Annotated in this window: 21 protein-coding genes; 16 read left to right on the forward strand and 5 right to left on the reverse strand. The window is 71.7% G+C overall.

Going from position 1 to position 20,068, the window contains the following annotated elements; translation table 11 throughout:
- Positions 1-45 precede the first annotated feature (45 nt).
- The 10 genes from ABT057_RS43630 to ABT057_RS43675 all read left to right on the forward strand — a co-directional run bounded on the left by ABT057_RS43630 (position 46) and on the right by ABT057_RS43675 (position 11,068).
- Positions 46-672, forward strand: coding sequence for an NUDIX domain-containing protein (locus tag ABT057_RS43630; protein WP_352349914.1), 627 nt, complete (start codon positions 46-48; stop codon positions 670-672).
- Between the two features lie 170 nt (positions 673-842).
- Positions 843-2,894 (forward strand): tetratricopeptide repeat protein, encoded by a 2,052-nt coding sequence (locus ABT057_RS43635; protein WP_352349916.1) that lies wholly within the window; start codon positions 843-845, stop codon positions 2,892-2,894.
- A gap of 170 nt (positions 2,895-3,064) precedes the next feature.
- A complete protein-coding gene (gene ald, locus ABT057_RS43640) occupies positions 3,065-4,189 on the forward strand; it encodes an alanine dehydrogenase (RefSeq protein ID WP_352349918.1) in 1,125 nt (374 codons plus the stop codon).
- Between the two features lie 567 nt (positions 4,190-4,756).
- Entirely contained in the window at positions 4,757-5,749 is a 993-nt protein-coding gene (locus tag ABT057_RS43645; protein ID WP_502974065.1) for a ParA family protein, read from the forward strand.
- Positions 5,734-6,330 carry a hypothetical protein gene (locus ABT057_RS43650; protein ID WP_352349922.1) on the forward strand — a complete coding sequence of 199 codons (597 nt, stop codon included), beginning with the start codon at positions 5,734-5,736 and terminating at the stop codon, positions 6,328-6,330. The genes ABT057_RS43645 and ABT057_RS43650 overlap by 16 nt, the downstream gene beginning before the upstream one ends.
- Positions 6,331-6,348: 18 nt before the next feature.
- Positions 6,349-7,443: a segregation and condensation protein A gene (locus tag ABT057_RS43655; protein ID WP_352349924.1), complete on the forward strand. Its 1,095-nt coding sequence runs from the start codon at positions 6,349-6,351 to the stop codon at positions 7,441-7,443.
- Positions 7,440-8,063 carry an SMC-Scp complex subunit ScpB gene (scpB, locus tag ABT057_RS43660; RefSeq protein WP_352349926.1) on the forward strand — a complete coding sequence of 208 codons (624 nt, stop codon included), beginning with the start codon at positions 7,440-7,442 and terminating at the stop codon, positions 8,061-8,063. Before ABT057_RS43655 ends, scpB begins: the two co-directional genes overlap by 4 nt.
- Before the next feature lie 12 nt (positions 8,064-8,075).
- Positions 8,076-9,161 (forward strand): pseudouridine synthase, encoded by a 1,086-nt coding sequence (locus ABT057_RS43665; protein WP_352349928.1) that lies wholly within the window; start codon positions 8,076-8,078, stop codon positions 9,159-9,161.
- 168 nt (positions 9,162-9,329) lie between these two features.
- Complete coding sequence (locus tag ABT057_RS43670) at positions 9,330-10,049, forward strand: NUDIX hydrolase (protein WP_352350002.1); 720 nt, start codon at positions 9,330-9,332, stop codon at positions 10,047-10,049.
- Positions 10,046-11,068, forward strand: a complete 1,023-nt coding sequence (locus ABT057_RS43675; protein WP_352349930.1) for an ADP-ribosylglycohydrolase family protein — start codon at positions 10,046-10,048, stop codon at positions 11,066-11,068. The genes ABT057_RS43670 and ABT057_RS43675 overlap by 4 nt, the downstream gene beginning before the upstream one ends.
- Positions 11,069-11,082: 14 nt before the next feature.
- Here ABT057_RS43675 and ABT057_RS43680 read toward each other — a convergent pair whose 3' ends face one another.
- Genes ABT057_RS43680 through ABT057_RS43690 form a run of 3 tightly spaced genes read right to left on the reverse strand, consistent with a single transcriptional unit; the run spans position 11,083 to position 12,735 of the window.
- A complete protein-coding gene (locus tag ABT057_RS43680; protein ID WP_352349932.1) occupies positions 11,083-11,496 on the reverse strand; it encodes a Rieske (2Fe-2S) protein in 414 nt (137 codons plus the stop codon).
- Positions 11,493-12,071 carry a DUF6529 family protein gene (locus ABT057_RS43685; RefSeq protein ID WP_352349933.1) on the reverse strand — a complete coding sequence of 193 codons (579 nt, stop codon included), beginning with the start codon at positions 12,069-12,071 and terminating at the stop codon, positions 11,493-11,495. The genes ABT057_RS43680 and ABT057_RS43685 overlap by 4 nt, the downstream gene beginning before the upstream one ends.
- 22 nt (positions 12,072-12,093) lie before the next feature.
- Positions 12,094-12,735 carry a hypothetical protein gene (locus ABT057_RS43690; RefSeq protein ID WP_352349935.1) on the reverse strand — a complete coding sequence of 214 codons (642 nt, stop codon included), beginning with the start codon at positions 12,733-12,735 and terminating at the stop codon, positions 12,094-12,096.
- 351 nt (positions 12,736-13,086) lie between these two features.
- Between ABT057_RS43690 and aroH the strand changes: the two genes are divergently transcribed.
- From aroH to der, 5 genes are all read left to right on the forward strand, one after another.
- Complete coding sequence (gene aroH, locus ABT057_RS43695) at positions 13,087-13,449, forward strand: chorismate mutase (protein WP_352349937.1); 363 nt, start codon at positions 13,087-13,089, stop codon at positions 13,447-13,449.
- Positions 13,446-14,531, forward strand: a complete 1,086-nt coding sequence (locus tag ABT057_RS43700; RefSeq protein WP_352349939.1) for a prephenate dehydrogenase — start codon at positions 13,446-13,448, stop codon at positions 14,529-14,531. The genes aroH and ABT057_RS43700 overlap by 4 nt, the downstream gene beginning before the upstream one ends.
- Before the next feature lie 97 nt (positions 14,532-14,628).
- The gene (gene cmk / locus ABT057_RS43705; RefSeq protein ID WP_352349941.1) at positions 14,629-15,315 is read left to right on the forward strand and encodes a (d)CMP kinase; all 687 of its coding nucleotides are present in this window, start codon (positions 14,629-14,631) and stop codon (positions 15,313-15,315) included.
- On the forward strand, positions 15,312-15,974 hold the full coding sequence (locus tag ABT057_RS43710; RefSeq protein WP_352349943.1) for a lysophospholipid acyltransferase family protein: 663 nt from the start codon (positions 15,312-15,314) through the stop codon (positions 15,972-15,974). Before cmk ends, ABT057_RS43710 begins: the two co-directional genes overlap by 4 nt.
- 105 nt (positions 15,975-16,079) lie before the next feature.
- Entirely contained in the window at positions 16,080-17,558 is a 1,479-nt protein-coding gene (gene der / locus ABT057_RS43715; RefSeq protein ID WP_352349945.1) for a ribosome biogenesis GTPase Der, read from the forward strand.
- Positions 17,559-17,596: 38 nt separating this feature from the next.
- Here the strand turns inward: der and ABT057_RS43720 are convergent, their stop codons facing one another.
- Positions 17,597-17,992, reverse strand: coding sequence for a hypothetical protein (locus ABT057_RS43720; RefSeq protein WP_352350004.1), 396 nt, complete (start codon positions 17,990-17,992; stop codon positions 17,597-17,599).
- A gap of 71 nt (positions 17,993-18,063) precedes the next feature.
- Positions 18,064-18,846 carry a DUF8842 C-terminal domain-containing protein gene (locus ABT057_RS43725; RefSeq protein WP_352349947.1) on the reverse strand — a complete coding sequence of 261 codons (783 nt, stop codon included), beginning with the start codon at positions 18,844-18,846 and terminating at the stop codon, positions 18,064-18,066.
- 516 nt (positions 18,847-19,362) lie between these two features.
- On the opposite strand from ABT057_RS43725, the gene ABT057_RS43730 reads away from it, so the two are divergent.
- Positions 19,363-20,046, forward strand: a complete 684-nt coding sequence (locus ABT057_RS43730) for a LysM peptidoglycan-binding domain-containing protein (protein WP_352349949.1) — start codon at positions 19,363-19,365, stop codon at positions 20,044-20,046.
- The last annotated feature ends 22 nt before the right edge of the window (positions 20,047-20,068 follow it).

Genomic DNA, 20,068 nt, shown 5'->3' on the forward strand with positions numbered 1-20,068 from the left:
TCAACGGAGCGCACCCCGGCTTTCGTACGTGTGGAAGGACAGGGCATGACGATCAAGGACACCCCCGAGGCGTGGGAGATCCGGTCCACGGAGACCCCGTTCGTGGGCAACAAGACCTCCGTCCGCACGGATGAGGTGGTCATGCCCGACGGGAGCGTCGTCCGCCGCGACTACCAGGTCCACCCCGGATCGGTCGCCGTCCTCGCCCTCGACGACGAGGACCGGGTCCTGCTCATCAAGCAGTACCGCCACCCCGTGCGGCACAAGCTGTGGGAGATCCCGGCCGGTCTGCTCGACGTGCCCGGCGAGAACCCGCTGCACGCCGCGCAGCGCGAGCTGTACGAGGAGGCGCACGTCAAGGCCGAGGACTGGCGGGTGCTGACCGACGTGTACACGACCCCCGGCGGCTGCGACGAGGCCGTACGGGTCTTCCTCGCGCGGGGGCTGTCCGAGGCGGACGGGCAGCGCTTCGAGGTGGAGGACGAGGAGGCGGACATGGAGCACACGCGCGTGCCCGTCGACGAACTCGTCCGGGCCGTCCTGGGCGGCGCGGTGCACAACACCTGCCTCGTCGTGGGCGTGCTGTCGCTGGTCGCCGCGCGCGCCGGGGACGGCGTCGACGCGCTGCGTCCGGCTCAGGCGCCGTGGCCGGCGCGACCGTTCGAGATCTGAGCCCACTCGGGGACGTCTGCGGTGTGACGATCGCCTGATCCGATCGGGGGACGTCCCGGCCATGCCCGCCGTGCTCCGCCCGGAACGTCGCAGAGCGTGAACTAGGCTCTGGAATCGCCCGATCCGGAGTCCCGGCGGGCCGGCGTGTGCGTGGGACGGGAGTGTGGCCCGTGGCGGATCAGGCAGTGGACACAGGCGGCGTGCAGGTGTCGTCGGACGCTGCGACACCGGGCCGTTTCCTGGGCCGTACCCGGGAGTTGAAGGAACTGCGCGCCGACATCGAACGCACCGGCCTCGACACCCTGACCGGGAAGAAGGCCCCCCGCGCGCGCGTGCTGCTGATCGCCGGCCGGCCCGGCTCCGGGCGTACGGCGCTCGCCGAGGAGCTCGTACGGCAGGTCGCCGGCCGCTACCGCGACGGTGTGCTGCGCGCCCGCCTCGGCGAGAGCGACGGCACCCCCGTCCCCGTCGAGCACGCCGCCCGCGAACTGCTCACCGCCCTGGACGTACCGGCCCCGGCCGGCGCCGGCGAGGACGACCTCTCGGCCACCCTGCGCGAGGCGCTCGCCGGCCGGCGAGCGCTGATCCTGCTGGACGACGCGGCCAGCGCCGAGCAGGTCGACGCGCTGCTGCCGGACACCCCCGAGTGCCTGCTCGTCGCCGTCTCCGCGGGCCCCCTCACCGGCATCTCGGACGTCCGCCCCTGCACCCTGGGCGGACTGGACACCAAGTCCGCCCTCGAACTGCTGACCCGCTACACCGGCTCGGTCCGCATCACCGTCGACCCGCGCGCCGCGGAGGGCCTCGTCGAGGCCTGCCAGGGCCAGCCTGCCGCGCTGGTGCTGGCGGGCGGCTGGCTCGCCGCCCGCCCGCAGGCGGCCGTCTCCGACCTCGCCAAACAGCTCCACACGGAGAGCGTCGAGGACACCGCGGGAACCCCGCTCGGCCGCGTCTTCCGGCTCGCCCACGCCGCGCTGCCCGCCCCCGCCGCCCGCACCCTGCGCCTGCTCTCCCTCGCCCCCGCCGGACTGGTCGACCCGCACACCGCGTCCGCCCTGGCGGGCTGCTCGCTCGGCGCCGCCCGCACCGCCCTGGACGACCTCACCGCCCTCGGCCTGCTGCGGGCGTCGGACTCCCCGCTGCCCCAGTACGAGGTCCCCGGCTGCCTCCACCCCCTGCTGCGCGCCGCCGCAGAGGCCCATGAGCGCCCCGCCGAACTGCAACTGGCCCGCGCACGCATGCTGGAGCGGACGGTACGGCTGCTGCAGTCCTGCCGGGCCGTCGCCGAACGGGACAACCCCCAGGCCCGCGAGAAGCTCCAGAGCACCCCCCGCGCCCTGCGCTTCGCCGACGAGCGCGCCGCCGCCGACTGGCTGCGCGCCCGCCGCCCCGCCCTGCTCGCCGCCGCCCGGGCGGCCGTCGCCGACGGCGAGCTGGACACGCTGGCCCGTCGGCTGATGTCCCAGCTGGTGCGGGCGATGGTCGCGCACTTCGGCACCCAGGAGGCCGCCCCCGACCTGTACGGCGTCCATCAGCTGGTCCTCGACGTCGCCGAACGCCGGGACCTGCCCCGGGAGAGGGCCGCCGCGCTGCTGAACCTGGCCGACGTCGACGCCAGGACCGGGCGCACCGCCGAGGCTCTGGTGCGCTACCGGGCCGCGCTGGACGCCGGACGCGAGGCGAACGACCCGTACGCCACCGGCCGCGCGATGGAATCCGTAGGCGGTGCGCACCTGGAGCTCGGGGACTACGACCGGGCGGCCGACTGGTTCGGCCGGGCCCTCGCCCAGCGCCTGGCACGCGACGAGCGCGCGGACGCCGCCCGGCTGTACGGCCGTATCGCCGGCGCGCACACCTACGCGGGCCGCTACGGCGAGGCGCAGCGGGCCTGGCGGGCGGCGGCCGCGGGGCATCGCAAGAACGGTGATGTGGCCGCCCACGCACGGGCGTTGAGCGAGCTGGCACGGGTCCAGGAGTACGCGGGCCGGCCCGAGGAGTCGCTGCGGACCTGCGAGGAGGCGATGGAGTGGGCGCGGCGCGCCGGGGACGTCCGGCTGCAGGCCGCGGTCCGGCTGCGGCTGGCCGACACGCTGGACCGCCTCGGTGACCCGGTGGCCGCCCAACTGCACCGAGGCGAGGCCGAACGCCTCCTGGCGGAGAGCCCGGCGGACGGGGACCGGGAGCGGGATCCGGACCGGGAAACGACTGGAACACAGACCTAACACCTGCGAAATCCGCAGTGCATCCGCTGAAGATTGATGCATTGAAAGGCTAGACAGCGGGAACACCTTCATTAGACTGGCTCTGCCGCACCTTCTCCCGCGGTGTATCCCGGTGTACCCCTTGTATCCGGGTATGTATTGCTGTGCCCACACCCTCTGAGCCAAGGACCGTGATCGACGTGAAGGTCGGCATCCCCCGCGAGGTCAAGAACAACGAGTTCCGGGTGGCCATCACCCCCGCCGGCGTGCACGAGTTGGTGCGCCATGGCCACCAGGTCGTCGTCGAACGAAACGCCGGTGTCGGCTCGTCCATCACGGACGCCGAGTACGTGGCCGCGGGGGCGCGCATCCTGGACACGGCCGACGAGGTGTGGGCCACCGCCGACCTGCTGCTGAAGGTCAAGGAGCCCATCGCCGAGGAGTACCACCGCCTCCGCAAGGACCAGACGCTCTTCACCTACCTGCACCTGGCCGCGTCCAAGGAGTGCACGGACGCCCTCCTGGAGTCCGGCACCACGGCGATCGCATACGAGACCGTCGAGCTCCCGAGCCGCGCGCTGCCGCTGCTCGCGCCCATGTCCGAGGTCGCGGGCCGGCTCGCCCCGCAGGTCGGCGCCTACCACCTGATGCGGGCGGGCGGCGGCCGCGGAGTGCTGCCCGGCGGTGTCCCGGGCGTACCGGCCGGGAAGGCGGTCGTCATCGGCGGCGGCGTCTCCGGCTGGAACGCGGCGCAGATCGCCATCGGCATGGGCTTCCACGTGACCCTGCTCGACAAGGACATCAACAAGCTCAAGGAAGCCGACAAGATCTTCGGTACGAAGATCCAGACCGTCGTCTCCAACGCCTTCGAGCTGGAGAAGGCCTGCCTCGAGGCCGATCTCGTCATCGGCGCCGTCCTCATCCCCGGCGCCAAGGCGCCGAAGCTGGTCACCAATGAGCTGGTGTCCCGCATGAAGCCCGGAAGTGTCCTTGTCGACATCGCGATCGACCAGGGCGGCTGCTTCGAGGACTCCCGCCCGACCACCCACGCCGAACCGACCTTCCCGGTCCACGGCTCGGTCTTCTACTGCGTCGCCAACATGCCCGGCGCGGTCCCCAACACCTCCACGTACGCGCTCACCAACGCCACGCTGCCCTACATCGTCGAACTCGCCGACCGGGGCTGGGTGGAGGCGCTGCGCCGGGACGCCGCGCTCGCGCAGGGGCTCAACACCCATGACGGCAAGGTGGTTTACCGCGAGGTGGCGGAGGCACACGGCCTGGAGCACGTGGAGCTCGCCACACTCCTCGACTGAGCCTCCCGGACGACACGCGGTCGCCTCCCCGCTAAGTCACCTTTTCGTAAAGGCGATACGTCAACTTGGCGCGTCAATGGCGCGCGACCGGCCGGATCTTGCCCCACAAGGTCCGGCCGGATGTGTGTATGGTCACTTTGCGCCTCTCGGTCAACTCGCCTCGAACGTAACCCTTCGACCGATTCGCACACCGGTTGAACCTGCCGTGCGACGCCCGTACGCCCTTGACAGCGACATGTTTCATTGCCGACACATCGGGCCGGGTCCGGCGGATTGTGTTGCTGCGGACGCCCGACACGCCATAGAGTCGCCAACCGTCGGCATGGTGCCACGCTGACCTTGTCTAGAAGTTTCCTGGTCACCAAGGAGGTAAGACGACTTGTGAATGAGTCGACATTTGCTCCCGGGGGTGGTCAACCAGGAACGGCAACGCGGGGCCCGGGCTCCGCGGGGCTCGAGGCTGTCGGCTCCGTCGCTGTCCGAACCTTCGCAGCCCACCAGAGCCAGACCAGCCCCCGCACGGCTCTGTCAGCACACCAGAGCATGGACGGTCATCACGTGAACGCCATGGCCGGCGACGGGAGTGGCGCGCCCCACAACCACTTCGCCGACTACGACGAACTGCCCGACGGGCACTTCTACGACCCCGACGCCGAATACGAGCCCGACCCCGAGTACGCGGCCACCCTCGCGCCCGACGCTGCCCGCCAGCGCCGGGAGCGTGTCGGCCCGACCGGACGCCCGCTGCCGTACTTCCCGATCCCGGGACCGCTGACCAACCACGGTCCCGCGACGATCATCGCGATGTGCAACCAGAAGGGCGGCGTCGGCAAGACCACGTCGACCATCAACCTGGGTGCCGCGCTCGCGGAGTACGGACGCCGGGTGCTGCTCGTGGACTTCGACCCGCAGGGCGCGCTGTCGGTCGGTCTCGGTGTCAACCCGATGGAGCTCGACCTCACGGTCTACAACCTGCTCATGGAGCGGGGCATGTCGGCCGACGAGGTGCTCCTGAAGACCGCGGTCCCCAACATGGACCTGCTGCCGAGCAACATCGACCTGTCGGCCGCCGAGGTCCAGCTGGTCTCCGAGGTCGCGCGCGAGTCGACGCTCCAGCGGGCGCTGAAGCCGCTGATGGACGACTACGACTACATCGTCATCGACTGTCAGCCCTCGCTCGGCCTGCTCACGGTCAACGCCCTGACCGCCGCGCACAAGGTGATCGTGCCGCTGGAGTGCGAGTTCTTCGCCCTGCGCGGTGTGGCCCTGCTGACCGAGACCATCGAGAAGGTCCAGGAGCGGCTCAACCCGGACCTGGAGCTCGACGGGATCCTCGCGACCATGTACGACTCGCGCACCGTGCACAGCCGCGAGGTGCTCGCGCGCGTCGTCGAGGCCTTCGACGACCACGTCTACCACACGGTCATCGGGCGCACGGTCCGCTTCCCGGAGACCACCGTCGCCGGTGAGCCGATCACCACCTACGCCTCCAACTCCGTCGGCGCCGCCGCCTACCGCCAGCTCGCCAGGGAGGTGCTCGCCCGGTGTCACGCCGAGTGAGTCTGCCGGGGGCCGACGAACTCTTCCGTACGACAGGGGGAATGGCGCTTCAGCCGTCCGCACCCCGGCGCCAGGCCAACGGCGAACCCCGGGTGCCCGCACCCGCCGGGGAGAGCGACCAGGCGGCGGCCGGCGCGGGCGAGGACGCGCCGCAGGCCGTGCCCGTCCAGGGCGGGGACGGCGAGGGCGCCGAGCATGTGGCGGCCGACGCCGAGCAGACCGACACGGGCGAGTCCCGCAGTCGGGCCGCCGCCGCGGAGCGTTCCGCGCGGCAGCAGGGGGCACCGCCGCAGGAAGGTTCTGCCACCGCCCCCGGCTCCGGCGAGGCGGCCTCGCGCAAGCGCGGGCGGGCCGCGTCCCGCCGGCCCAGCGGGCGCGAGCGGCACGACGAGAAGATCACCGTGTACGTCTCCGCCGAGGAGTTGATGGACCTGGAGCACGCCCGTCTGGTGCTCCGGGGCGAGCACGGGCTGGCCGTGGACCGGGGGCGGATCGTCCGGGAGGCCGTGGCCGTGGTCCTGGCCGACCTGGAGAGCCGTGGGGACGCGAGCATCCTCGTACGACGGTTGCGCGGGCGGTAGCGGTAGCCTGCGGGGGCTATGACCTCGAACGACGTTCCCGTCCCCGGTGCACCTGGCGGTCGTCGGCGTGCCCTGGGACGGGGGCCGGGCGCTCCGGGGACACAGCCGGGGACGTCTGTGGAGGCGCCGGTCTCCCAAGAGGCACCGGTTCCCCGAGACGTGCCGATCCTCGATGAGGTGCCCGTTGCCGAAGAGGTGCCGGTTGCCGAAGAGGTGCCCGTTGCCGAAGAGGCGCCGGTTCCGCTGGAAGTGCCGGTTCCGCCTGAGGCGCCGGTCGTCGAAGAGGCGCCGCCCGAGACTCCCGACGGTGTCTTCAAGGTGCGGCTCGCCAACTTCGAGGGGCCCTTCGACCTGCTGCTCCAGCTGATCTCCCGGCACAAGCTGGACGTCACCGAGGTCGCGCTGTCCAGGGTGACCGACGAGTTCATGGCGCACATCCGGGCCATGGGACCGGACTGGGACCTGGACCAGACGACCGAGTTCCTCGTCGTCGCGGCCACCCTGCTCGACCTGAAGGCCGCCCGGCTGCTGCCCGCCGCCGAGGTCGAGGACGAGGCCGACCTCGCGCTGCTGGAGGCCCGGGACCTGCTGTTCGCCCGGCTGCTGCAGTACCGCGCGTACAAACAGGTCGCCGACATCTTCACCGGGCGGCTGGAGGACGAGGCCCGCCGCTACCCCCGTACCGTCGGACTCGAACCGCACCACGCGGAGCTGCTGCCCGAGGTGGTCATCAGCATCGGGGCGGAAGGATTCGCCAGGCTCGCCGTGAAGGCGATGCAGCCCAGGCCCAAGCCGCAGGTGTACGTCGACCACATCCACGCGCCGCTGGTCAGCGTGCAGGAGCAGGCCGGGATCGTCGTCGCGCGGCTGCGGGAGCTCGGGGAGGCCAGCTTCCGGGTGCTCGTCGAGGACACCGACGACACCCTGACCGTCGTGGCCCGCTTCCTGGCCCTGCTGGAGCTGTACCGGGAGAAGGCCGTCGCCCTCGACCAGGAGACCGCGCTCGGGGAGCTGCTGGTGCGCTGGACCGGCGGGGACGGGGACGAGACGCCGACGGTCACCGACGAGTTCGACCGGCCGCCCGAGGAGCCCGAGAAGGAGAGGAAACCGTGAGTGAGGAGACCGTCGCCGCACTCGACCTCAAGGGCGCCCTGGAGGCCGTCCTGATGGTCGTGGACGAGCCCGCCACCGAGGAGCACCTCGCGAAGATCGTGGAGCGGCCCCGGCGGCAGGTCGCGGACGCGCTGCGCGAGCTGGCCGACGAGTACACCGTGCAGGGGCGGGGCTTCGAGCTCCGGTACGTCGCGGGCGGCTGGCGGTTCTACACCCGCGCCGAGTACGCCCCGGCCGTCGAGCGGTTCGTGCTGGACGGGCAGCAGGCGCGGCTCACCCAGGCCGCGCTGGAGACCCTGGCCGTGGTCGCCTACCGGCAGCCGGTCAGCCGCAGCCGGGTCTCCGCGGTCCGCGGGGTCAACTGCGACGGTGTGATGCGCACCCTCCTGCAACGCGGTCTGGTCGAGGAGGCGGGCACGGAACCCGAAACAGGTGCGATCCTGTATGCGACGACGAACTACTTCCTGGAGCGGATGGGCCTGCGTGGTCTGGACGAGCTCCCGGAGCTCGCGCCCTTTCTCCCGGAGGCGGACGCGATCGAGGCCGAGACCCAGGAAGCCGTACCGTCGTTCGACCCGGACGCGCCCGATGCGCCCGGCGCGAAGGACGCAGACGACTAAGACGGAACTTTGATGCGAAGCAGTGGCAGCGGTAGCGGCAAGAGCGGCGGGCGCGGTAACCACCGCGGGGCCGGCAACAACAGGGACCAGAAGCAGGGCGGTCAGGGCCAGGGCCGTCCCCGCAAGCCCCGTCCCGAGGAGCGCCGTTACGACGTGGGCCCCTCCGCGTCCCCGGACGGCCCCAAGTCCGGGCGCGGCGGGTCCGCGCGCGGCGGCGCCAAGGGCGGGCCGAAGCAGTCCCAGCAGGGCAGCGGGCGCGGCCGTACCGCGCCCGGCACCTCGCGCGAGTACGACGCGCGCGCGGAGGAGCGCAACCGCGAGCGGTACGCCGGGAAGAAGGAGGTCAAGCTCCCCAAGACCTTCCCGGGTGCCGAGCAGGAGGGCGAGCGTCTGCAGAAGGTCCTCGCGCGCGCGGGCTACGGCTCCCGGCGGGCCTGCGAGGAGCTGATCGAGCAGGCCAGGGTCGAGGTCAACGGCGAGATCGTCCTCGAGCAGGGCAAGCGGGTCGACCCGGAGAAGGACGAGGTCAAGGTCGACGGCCTGACGGTCGCGACGCAGTCGTACCAGTTCTTCTCGCTGAACAAGCCCGCCGGTGTCGTCTCCACGATGGAGGACCCCGAGGGGCGCCAGTGTCTCGGTGACTACGTCACCAACCGTGAGACCCGGCTCTTCCACGTCGGCCGGCTCGACACCGAGACCGAGGGCGTCATCCTGCTCACCAACCACGGCGAGCTCGCGCACCGGCTGACCCACCCCAAGTACGGCGTGCGGAAGACCTACCTCGCGCACATCGTGGGCCCGATCCCGCGCGACCTGGGCAAGAAGCTCAAGGACGGCATCCAGCTGGAGGACGGGTACGCGCGCGCGGACCACTTCCGGGTCGTCGAGCAGACCGGCAAGAACTACCTCGTCGAGGTCACCCTGCACGAGGGGCGCAAGCACATCGTGCGGCGCATGCTCGCCGAGGCGGGCTTCCCGGTCGACAAGCTGGTGCGGGTCGCCTTCGGGCCGATCACCCTGGGCGACCAGAAGTCGGGCTGGCTGCGCCGGCTGTCCAACACCGAGGTCGGGATGCTGATGCAGGAGGTCGACCTCTAGGACGGTCCTGAGTGCGGTTGTGGCGGCCGATGCCGGACTTTCCGGTGTCGGCCGCTTCTGTTCGCGCGGAAGGCGCTCACAGCGGCGCCAGGGGCTTGTGCCGGCCGACGGCACTCTTTATAGTCGTAACGACCATTAGTCATACTGACCATAAAGGGGGTGGCGGGCGTGCCGGGCTACGACAAGTACGCCTACGAGCCCTTCGCCGTCACCGTCGACCTCGCCGTTCTCACGCTCCGCGAGGGCGCGCTGCACGTGCTGCTGGTCGAGCGGGGGCAGGAGCCCTACGCCGGACGGTGGGCGCTGCCCGGGGGCTTCGTACTGCCGGAGGAGTCCGCAGAGACGGCCGCCCGGCGCGAACTCGCCGAGGAGACCGGCCTGCGGGACGTCTCCGGGTTGCACCTGGAGCAGCTGCGCACCTACAGCGAGCCCGGCCGCGACCCCCGGATGCGGGTCGTCTCCGTCGCCTTCGCCGCACTGCTGCCGGACGCGCCCGAGCCGCACGGCGGCGGTGACGCCGCCCAGGCCCGCTGGCTGCCGTACGACGGCGCGGGCCCACTGGCCTTCGACCACGACCGGATCCTGTCCGACGCCCAGGTCCGCATCGGCGCCAAGCTCGAGTACACCTGCCTCGCGACCGCCTTCTGCCCGCCCGAGTTCACCCTCGGGGAGCTGCAGGGCGTCTACGAGACGGTGTGGGGGACGGCGCTCGACCGTCCCAACTTCCGCCGCAAGGTGCTGGCCACGCCGGGATTCGTCGAACCCGTGCCAGGGGCCGCGCGCCTGACCGGCGGTCGCGGCAAACCGGCCGCGCTCTACCGCGCGGGTACCGCCACCGCGCTCCACCCGCCCCTGCTGCGACCGCCCCGGGAAGGACGATCCGCATGACCACGACCACCGTCAAGAAGCGCGCCGCCACCGGATCCCTGCTGGGGCTCGCCCTCGGCGACGCCCTCGGCTTTCCGACCGAGTTCAACGACGTGCCGTCGATCCTCGCCAAGTGCGGGCCCTGGCGCGGGATGGAGCTGCCCGGGCGGGCCTTCGTCTCCGACGACACGCAGATGACACTGGCCGTGGCGCGGGCCCTGCGCACCGCGATGGACCGCGGGCTGCTCGTGCCGGCCCGGCTGGAGCGGCCGCTGCGCGAGGAGTTCGTGGACTGGTACCAGTCGCCCGACAACAACCGCGCCCCGGGCACGACCTGCCTGACCGCCTGCAACCTGCTCAAGGACGAACAGCGGCTGTGGCAGGACGCCAGCCGGATCGGCTCCAAGGGCTGCGGCGCCAACATGCGCGTCGCGCCGGTCGGGCTCGCTCCCGGACTGAGCGACGAGCAGCGGGCCGGGGCCGCGCAGTTCCAGTCGGCCCTCACCCACGGCCACCCCACCGCCCTCGCCGCCTCCGACCTCACCGCGTACGCCGTACGGCTCCTCGCCCAGGGCGCCGGGCCGGCCGGTCTGGTCGGGCGCCTGCGCGCCTACGCCGTGGACAACCGCACCCACTACCACCACCGCTGGCTCGACGACCTGTGGACCCGCAGCCAGGACCCCAGCCCGGAGCACTTCATCGCGCGCGGCTGGGACGAGTGCCTGGGCGTGCTGGAGCGGCTCGAGGAGGCACTGCGCGCCCCCGAGCCGGAGAGCGACCCCTGCCTGGCCACCGGGGCGGGCTGGATCGCCGAGGAGGCCATGGCGACCGGCCTGCTGTGCTTCCTGCTCTTCCCCGACGAGCCGGTCACCGCGCTGCGCCGGGCCGCCTGCTCCTCGGGCGACTCCGACTCCATCGCCTGTCTCACGGGCGCCTTCGCCGGCGCGTACGCCGGGGCCGGGGCCTGGCCGACGGCGTGGGCGGACCGGATCGAGTACCAGGGGGAGCTGGTGACGCTCGGGGCGCTGTGGGATCAGTGACCGGGCCGGCGTGATCAGGCCAGCGTGATGCTGCCGCCCTTCACCGTGATCTGCTTCGCGGGCAGCGGCCTGGGCGCCGGACCCGATGCCACCGAGCCGTCCGCGATCCGGAACTCGCTCTTGTGGCAGGGGCAGTTGATGGTGCCGTCCGCGACGGTGGCGACAGTGCACCCCTGATGGGTGCAGATGGCCGAGAAGGCCTTGAAGTCGTCCTTCGTGGGCTGGGTGACGACGACCTTCTGGTCCGCGAAGATCTTGCCGCCGCCTTCGGGGATGTCGGCGGTCTTCGCCAGAGTCGTGCCCGCGGCGGCGCCGGAGGACTTCTCGGCGGAGCCGCCGTCGCCGTAGTTGCTGCAGGCCGCCGTGAGCGCCGCTGCCGCGCCGCCTGTCGCGACCAGAACCGTGCGACGCGTCGGGGAGAAGGTCATGTCGTCACTCCGAAGGTGCGGAAGAACCAGAGGGCGGAGGTCAGCCAGATGATCGTGAGCACGGTGAAGACGAGTCCGCCGACGATCGGCAGCAGCCAGGCCGGGAGTCGCTCCGAACGGAGCAGCAGCATCTTGGCACTGAATGCTCCGAAGAAGAAGCAACCCAGGAGGGAGTGCCAGAAAACTCGCGCTTCATATGTTTGATATCCCAAAGCGTACAGACAGTGCACCGCGACCGGGACCGCCAGCAGGAAGGCGGCGCGGCCCGACCAGCGGTGCAGGGCGCCCGACCAGGCCGGCCCCGGCAGCTTGCCGTACAGCATCAGCGCCGACAGGACCTGGACGAGCGCGAAGAACACCGCCGCCGTCGCCAGCCACGACTTCACCGCGCCGGTACTGCTGAAGCCGGCCAGGTTGAAGGCGGTGCCGGCCGGGTCGTGGGCCTTGCCGTACACCCCCAGGGCGACCGCCACCGCCGCCCCCACCAGGGCCGGGACCAGAAAGCGGGCGGGCTGCGGGCGGGGGGTCTCCGGCGAGGGGAATCCCTGGGTGGCGGCGTTCGGGTCGACGGTCATGGTCGGCTCCCTGGGGACGGGGTCAGGGGGTGGCGGGGCGGGCCGTGAGCTGCTGTCCGTCGACCGTCACCGCACCGGTCGCCGGGTCGATCGCGGGTGCGGCGGACGGCTTGCCGTCGCGGGTGACGATGCCGACCTGGGTGCCGTCCTTCAGCACGATCCAGCCGGCGTCGATCTTCGCCGAGCGCACGGTGGCCGTCGCGCGCCACAGCCCCGAGGGCTTCTCCGCCTTGTCCGCCGTGAAGGCCTGGTGCGTGCTCCCGACGTCCACCGTGCCGCGGATCCGTCTGCCGTCCTGGAGAGTGCCGTCCAGCTTCGCGCCGTGCCCACCTGTGAGGTGGAGCGTGCCGTCGTCCTCGAGATCGCCCTTCAGCCAGGACTCCCGGGTGCGGCCGTCGCAGAAGTAGGCGATCGCCTTTCCGTCGCGCAGGGAGACGGCCACGGCCGCGGAGTCGTCGGCCGTGCGGCCCGCGTAGTCGGCGTCCGGGGGCGGGGTGCGCGACGGAGTGGGAGAGGCGCTGCTCCGGACGGGGGCCGGGCTCCGCGACGGCTCCTGGTAGGACGACGAGGCGGTCTTCGTGCCGGTCGTCGCGTCGAGCGTCAGCAGGAACAGGCCGAGTACCAGTCCCGCGAGAAGGGTGAGCAGAGGTCCTGGACGCTTCATGTCGGGCCTTCCCCGAGCCGTGGGTCCTGCTGTCGGACTGCCGTCAGAGTGCCATGAGAGCGCAGGACGCACCCGGCGTAAAGGGCGTACGGGGGTGTATCCGGCCCCTGTGGGTGCCTGCGTCCCGGTTGACTAGTGCCGCGGCAGGCGACGTTCGCCCGTCGAGGAGCGGCGTCCGGCGCGTGCTCTCGGCGTGCCGGGTGCAAGCCCTCGTACTGGATGTACTTGGGCTTGTGCCGGGTGCGCCGAGAGTGCGTGCCGGGCGTCGCGACGGGGCGAACGTTGCCTGCCGCGGCACTAGGCTGGATGCGCCAAGAGCCGTATATCAGCACATCAGCGAGGAGCAGCGCCGTGGCGGTACGAGCGGTCCGGGGAGCCGTCCAGTTGGAACGGGACGAGGCCGGGCACATGGACGAGCAGGTCGGGGCTCTGCTCACCGCCGTCCTGGAGCGGAACTCCCTCCGCGTGGACGACCTGATCAGCATCTGGTTCACGGCCACGCCCGACCTGCACAGCGACTTCCCGGCCGCGGCCGCCCGCAAGCTCGGCATCGTCGACGTGCCCCTGATCTGCGCCCAGGAACTCGACATCGAGGGTGCCATGCCGCGGGTCGTGCGGGTCCTCGCCCACGTCGAGTCCGACCGGCCCCGCACCGAGATCAGCCACGTCTACCTCGGTGCCGCCGCCGCCCTGCGCAAGGACATCGCCCAGTGAGGACCGCGCTCGTCATCGGGACCGGGCTCATCGGTACGTCCGCCGCCCTGGCCCTCGCCCAGCGGGGCGTCGTCGTCCACCTGGAGGACCACGACCCCGGACAGGCCCGTACGGCGGCAGCGCTCGGCGCCGGCACCGACGAGGCGCCCGAGGGACCGGTCGACCTCGCCGTCGTCGCCGCCCCGCCCGCCCATGTGGCCGCCGTCCTCGCCGACGCGATGCGCCGGGGCGCGGCCCGCGGCTATCTCGACGTGGCCAGCGTCAAGGGCGGTCCGCGCCGTGAGCTGGAGGCGCTCGGCCTGGACCTGTCGGCCTACATCGGCACGCACCCCATGTCCGGCCGGGAGAAGTCCGGCCCGCTGGCCGCGACCGGCGACCTGTTCGAGGGCCGCCCCTGGGTGCTGACCCCGACCCGGGACACCGACACCGAGGTGCTCAACCTCGCGCTCGAACTGGTCTCGCACTGCCGGGCCGTCCCGGTGGTGATGGACGCGGACGCCCACGACCGCGCCGTGGCGCTGGTCTCCCACATGCCCCACCTGGTGTCCAGCATGGTCGCCGCGCGCCTGGAGCACGCCGAGGAGGCCGCCGTACGGCTGTGCGGGCAGGGCATCCGCGACGTCACCCGGATCGCCGCCTCCGACCCCCGGATGTGGATCGACATCCTCTCCGCGAACCCCGCACCGGTCGCCGACCTGCTCAGCGACGTCGCCGCCGACCTGGAGGAGACGGTGCGGGCGCTGCGTGCACTGCAGTCCGCCGACGACGTCAAGCGCCGCGAGGGCGTGGGCGGCATCGAGGACGTGCTGCGGCGGGGCAACGCGGGGCAGGTCCGCGTCCCGGGCAAGCACGGTGCCGCGCCGCGGGTGTACGAGGTCGTGGCGGTCCTCATCGACGACCAGCCGGGCCAGCTGGCCCGCATCTTCGCGGACGCCGGACAGGCGGGCGTCAACATCGAGGACGTGCGCATCGAGCACGCGACGGGGCAGCAGGCGGGGCTGGTGCAGCTGATGGTCGAGCCCAAGTCCGCGACGGTTCTCTCGGCGGCGCTGAGGGAGAGGGGCTGGGCGATCCGGCAGTGACCGTGCGGCCGGACGAGTGACGCGTGCCCGGTAACCTTGTGCGGGGCACAGTCGCGCCCCGCACATCCACCACCTCGCACCAGGAAGGTGTCCACCCGTGGAAAACGGCGCCGCCCAGCCCGTGATTGTCGCCATCGACGGCCCCTCCGGCACGGGCAAGTCGAGCACGTCCAAGGCCGTGGCCGCACAGCTCGGGCTGAGCTACCTGGACACCGGCGCCCAGTACCGGGCGATCACGTGGTGGATGGTGAGCAACGGGATCGACATCGACGACCCCACGGCGATCGCCGCCGTCGCCGGCAAGCCGGAGATCCTCTCCGGTACCGACCCGTCGGCCCCCACCATCACGGTCGACGGCACCGACGTGGCCGGCCCGATCCGCACCCAGGACGTCACCTCCAAGGTCAGCGCGGTCAGCGCCGTACCGGAGGTGCGGGCCCGCATCACCGAACTGCAGCGGTCGCTGGCCGCCGCCGCCGAGAAGGGCATCGTCGTCGAGGGGCGCGACATCGGTACGACCGTGCTGCCCGACGCCGACCTCAAGGTCTTCCTCACCGCCTCCGCGGAGGCCCGCGCCGCCCGCCGCAGCGGTGAGCTGAAGGGTGTGGACGTGAAGTCCACCCGCGAGGCGCTGATCAAGCGGGACGCGGCCGACTCCTCCCGCAAGACGTCCCCGCTCGCCAAGGCGGACGACGCCGTAGAGGTGGACACCACCGAGCTGACGCTGTCGCAGGTCATCGAGTGCGTCGTCACCCTCGTCGAGGAGAAGCGGGCCGCGAAGTGAGCGAACTGCCCTCCGAGAAGGGTGCCGAGATCGGGCGGCGGATCGGCGTCGGCCTGATGTACGGGCTGTGGAGGCCGCGCGTGCTGGGCTCCTGGAAGGTGCCCGCGAGCGGTCCGGTGATCTTCGCGCCCAACCACTCCCACAACCTCGACGGTCCGATGGTCATCGGCGTGGCGCCCCGGGCGTCGCACTTCCTCGTGAAGAAGGAGGCGTTCGTCGGCCCGGTCGGCACGTTCATGGTCCGCACCGGCCAGATCGCCGTCGACCGTGCGTCCACCGACCGCACGGCCATCGCTCGCGCGCTCGGCGTCCTGGAGAACGGCGGTGTCCTCGGTATCTTCCCGGAGGGCACGCGGGGCGAGGGCGACTTCGCCTCCCTGCGCGCCGGGCTGGCCTACTTCGCCGTCCGCAGCGGGGCGCCGATCGTGCCCATCGCCGTGCTGGGAAGTTCCGAGCGGCGCGGGCGGTTGATAAAGGGGCTGCCTCCGCTGCGCTCCCGCGTCGACGTCGTCTTCGGCGACCCGTTCGAGGCGGGCGACGGCAGCGGCCGGCGGACCCGCAAGGCGCTGGACGAGGCGACCGAGCGCATCCAGAAGCAGCTGGCCGCGCATCTGGAGCACGCCAGACGGCTCACCGGCCGCCGGACGGCAGAGGGATGAAAGCCGGGCGCCCGCTCGGGCGCCTGGCGACACCGAGTAGTGGATCAGCCGGGGAAACCGGACGGTCCACCGACCACCACGAATGAACGACGAGGTACGGACTTCATGAACGACCACATCCAGCCCGGCGGCTCGGACGCCTACGAGCACGACCACGGGGCGCTCGGCGACGCCGAGTACGCGGAGTTCATGGAGCTCGCCGCCGAGGAGGGCTTCGACCTCGAGGCCGTCGAGGGTGCCATCGAGGAGGCCGGGCACGGCCCGCTGCCCGTCCTCGCCGTCGTCGGCCGTCCGAACGTCGGCAAGTCGACCCTCGTCAACCGGATCATCGGCCGGCGCGAGGCGGTCGTCGAGGACAAGCCCGGCGTCACCCGTGACCGCGTCACCTACGAGGCCGAGTGGGCGGGCCGACGCTTCAAGGTCGTCGACACCGGCGGCTGGGAGCAGGACGTCCTCGGCATCGACGCGTCCGTGGCCGCCCAGGCGGAGTACGCGATCGAGGCCGCCGACGCCGTCGTGTTCGTCGTCGACGCCAAGGTCGGCGCCACCGACACCGACGAGGCGGTGGTACGGCTGCTGCGCAAGGCCGGCAAGCCGGTCGTGCTGGCCGCCAACAAGGTCGACGGTCCGAGCGGCGAGGCCGACGCGGCCTATCTGTGGTCCCTCGGCCTCGGCGAACCGCACCCGGTCTCCGCGCTGCACGGCCGCGGCACCGGCGACATGCTGGACGCCGTCCTGGACGTGCTGCCGGAGGCGCCCGCACAGACCTTCGGCGCCGCGATCGGCGGTCCGCGCCGTATCGCCCTCATCGGCCGCCCGAACGTCGGCAAGTCCTCGCTGCTGAACAAGGTGGCGGGCGAGGAGCGCGTCGTCGTCAACGAGATCGCCGGAACCACTCGCGACCCGGTCGACGAGCTGATCGAACTCGGCGGCGTCACCTGGAAGTTCGTCGACACCGCCGGCATCCGCAAGCGGGTCCACCTCCAGCAGGGCGCCGACTACTACGCCTCGCTGCGCACCGCCGCCGCCGTGGAGAAGGCCGAGGTCGCGGTCATCCTGATCGACGCCGCCGAGTCCATCTCGGTCCAGGACCAGCGGATCGTGACCATGGCCGTCGAGGCCGGGCGCGCGATGGTCATCGCGTACAACAAGTGGGACACGCTCGACGAGGAGCGCCGCTACTACCTGGAGCGGGAGATCGAGACCGAGTTCGGCCAGGTCGCCTGGGCGCCCCGGGTCAATGTCTCGGCGCGCACCGGGCGGCACATGGAGAAGCTGGTGCCGGCGATCGAGACCGCGCTCGCGGGGTGGGAGACCCGCGTGCCGACGGGCCGCCTCAACGCCTTCCTCGGCGAACTGGTCGCCGCCCACCCGCACCCGATCCGGGGCGGCAAGCAGCCGCGCATCCTCTTCGGCACCCAGGCCGGCACCAAGCCGCCGCGGTTCGTGCTGTTCGCCTCCGGCTTCATCGAGGCGGGCTACCGGCGCTTCGTCGAACGCCGTCTGCGCGAGGAGTTCGGCTTCGAGGGCACCCCGATCCACATCTCGGTGCGGGTGCGCGAGAAGCGCGGCAAGAAGAAGTGACGAGCAAGGGGGCCGCCCGGGTCGGGTGGCCCCCTTGCTCAGTAACTCCTGCGCGTTCCGGGCGGCAGCGCCGCCGGGACGGGCACCATCGGGGTGTGCGCCTGCTGCTGGCCCACCTGGCCGACCCGCTGCCACTGCGACTGCTGCCGGGCGGTCTGCGCGCCCGCGCTGTAGGCGCTGTAGGAGTGACTGAACGAGCCCGGCCGGTGTCCGCCGGCCGAGCCCGTGCTGTGCGGGAGGTTCCCGAAAGCGGTGAACCCCAACTCGTCCTCGCCGCTGCGGTCACCCGGCAGCGAGCGGAACGTCTTGACGTACTCGGCGTAGAGCGCGTCGTAGATCGGCGTGGCCGATGGGCCGCTCTGGGAGTCCTGAGCCGGTCGCGCGGACGGGATCGACGGGGACACGGAGCGGCGGGGAACGTCGTAGGTGTGCACGTATGTCAAAACGAGGACGCTCTTCAAGAGATGCGGCCGGACGACGTGCCCTCACCGGAGCCCGGAGCGGCTCAGGTCCCCGCGAGGGGCAGCGCGGCGCCCACCAGCTTGCCGTTCGCGGCCGCCTTGTCCAGCGCGTCCCGCAGCAGGTCCTCCCGCGGCTGACGCCCGATCGAGCCCACCGGCGCGGCGAACATCAGGACCTGCTGGTGCTTGTTGGCGGCGGCCCGCCATCCCTCCGTCACCTGCAGCGGCTGGTGCGCCTGCCACCAGGCGACCGGCTGTCCGCCGTGCGCCGAGGGCTGCAGCACGGCGTGCAGCTGACCCATCGCCAGCAGCACGGACCAGCCGTGCTGCACCGGCGGCACCTCGGACAGCTCGGTCAGCGGCATGAAGCCCTGCTCGATGAGGAGCGGGAGGAAGTCGTCGCCCGCGCCGGTGGTACCGGGGCGCACGATGGGCGCGGTGGGCTCGACGACCAGCGCCGGATGCAACTCCCCGGCGATCAGGACGAGTCCGCTGGTCACACCGAGCACGGCCTGCTCCGGGACGACCCTGCCCGGGTCCAGGTCGACGGTGTCGCCGTTGATGGAGCGGACCGCTCCCTGGAGCTGCTCCTCGGTGACCTGGACGACCTGCGAGGGCAGGCAGGTGGCGTGGGCGAAGGCGAGGACGGCGGTCTCGTCCCCGATGAACAGGACGGTGCTGGTGCGTTCGTGCGCGGAGTCGCCCGGGGTGCGGCAGGACGTGCAGTCGTAACTGCCCGGGGTGTTCTCTCCGGCGAGCAGCCGGTCGGCTTCATCGTCGCCGATCTCGGCGCGTACCTCGTCGCTGACGTCGAGCATGCGCGGCACGGGTGACTCCCTCGGAAGGCGGTGCGGTGGCGGGCCGGGAGGGTCCCCGGCTCATGCAGAGACAACGGGCGATCTGTGGCGGGAGTCACGCTGTACGTCGCACGGAATCGAACCGCCGAGCGCGGACGGTCACTTTAAGTACGGAATCGGACACTCTTTGTCAAGTAACGGGAAGGTTACGGAGGTTGGTTCCGTGAGCTGACTCACAGGCTGTCCGGGGTGCTGGTCGACAAATCATGAAATGAGTGGAAAAAACAGGTGACCGGAATTCGCCGCTACTGGCGGTAACGGTCAACTGGCCTGCGGAAACGGGGAGTTGGTTGATAACGGCTCGTCAGGCTCCCTAGATTGCTCCGCCGTGTGCAGCGAGCACCGCTCGGGTACGTCCACCGGCCGCGCAGAGCCAGACAAACGCGCAGCGACACCGCCGGCGGACGGGGCGGAGCGCCACACCCGCGTCGACACGCGGGAGGCGCCCGTCTTGGGGGAGGCCCGGGTCCGTAGAGAGGGAACTTCATGTCCGAATGTGCCGATAACCACACCCGCAAGTCGCACAAGACGGCGGTCCTCGCCGGGGCGGCACTGCTCGCCCCCCTCGGACTGCTGGCGGCGACCGGCAACGCCGCGGCGGCCGACAGCGGGGTGTGGGACCGCATCGCCCAGTGCGAGAGCGGAGGCAACTGGCACATCAACACCGGCAACGGCTACTACGGCGGACTGCAGTTCTCCGCCAGCACCTGGCGCGCCTACGGCGGCACGGCCTACGCGGCCACCGCCGACCAGGCGAGCCGGGAAGCGCAGATCGCCGTCGCCGGCAAGGTCCAGAAGTCCCAGGGGTGGGGTGCCTGGCCGGTCTGCTCGGCCCGCGCCGGAGCGACCGGCAGCGCACCGTCGAACTCCGGCTCGTCCACCGAGTCGAGCTACAAGTCGTCGAACTCCGGCAAGTCCACCAAGTCCACCAAGTCGACCAGGTCGTCCAAGTCGACCACCAGGTCGGGTACGTCCGCAGCGCCCGAGCGCACGACGAACAGCACCTCCCGTGGCACCACCCGCGGCAACTACACCGTCCACGTGGGAGACACCCTCAGCACCATCGCCGCCGCGCACAACACCACCTGGCAGCGGATCTACGCGAACAACAAGGCCGTCATCGGCGGCGACGCCGACCTGATCCTGCCGGGTCAGCGCCTCGCGATCTGAGCCGGACGCCCCGCGGGACATC

It is taken from the genome of Streptomyces sp. NPDC002588 (genome assembly GCF_040295925.1).
Taxonomy (GTDB): domain Bacteria; phylum Actinomycetota; class Actinomycetes; order Streptomycetales; family Streptomycetaceae; genus Streptomyces.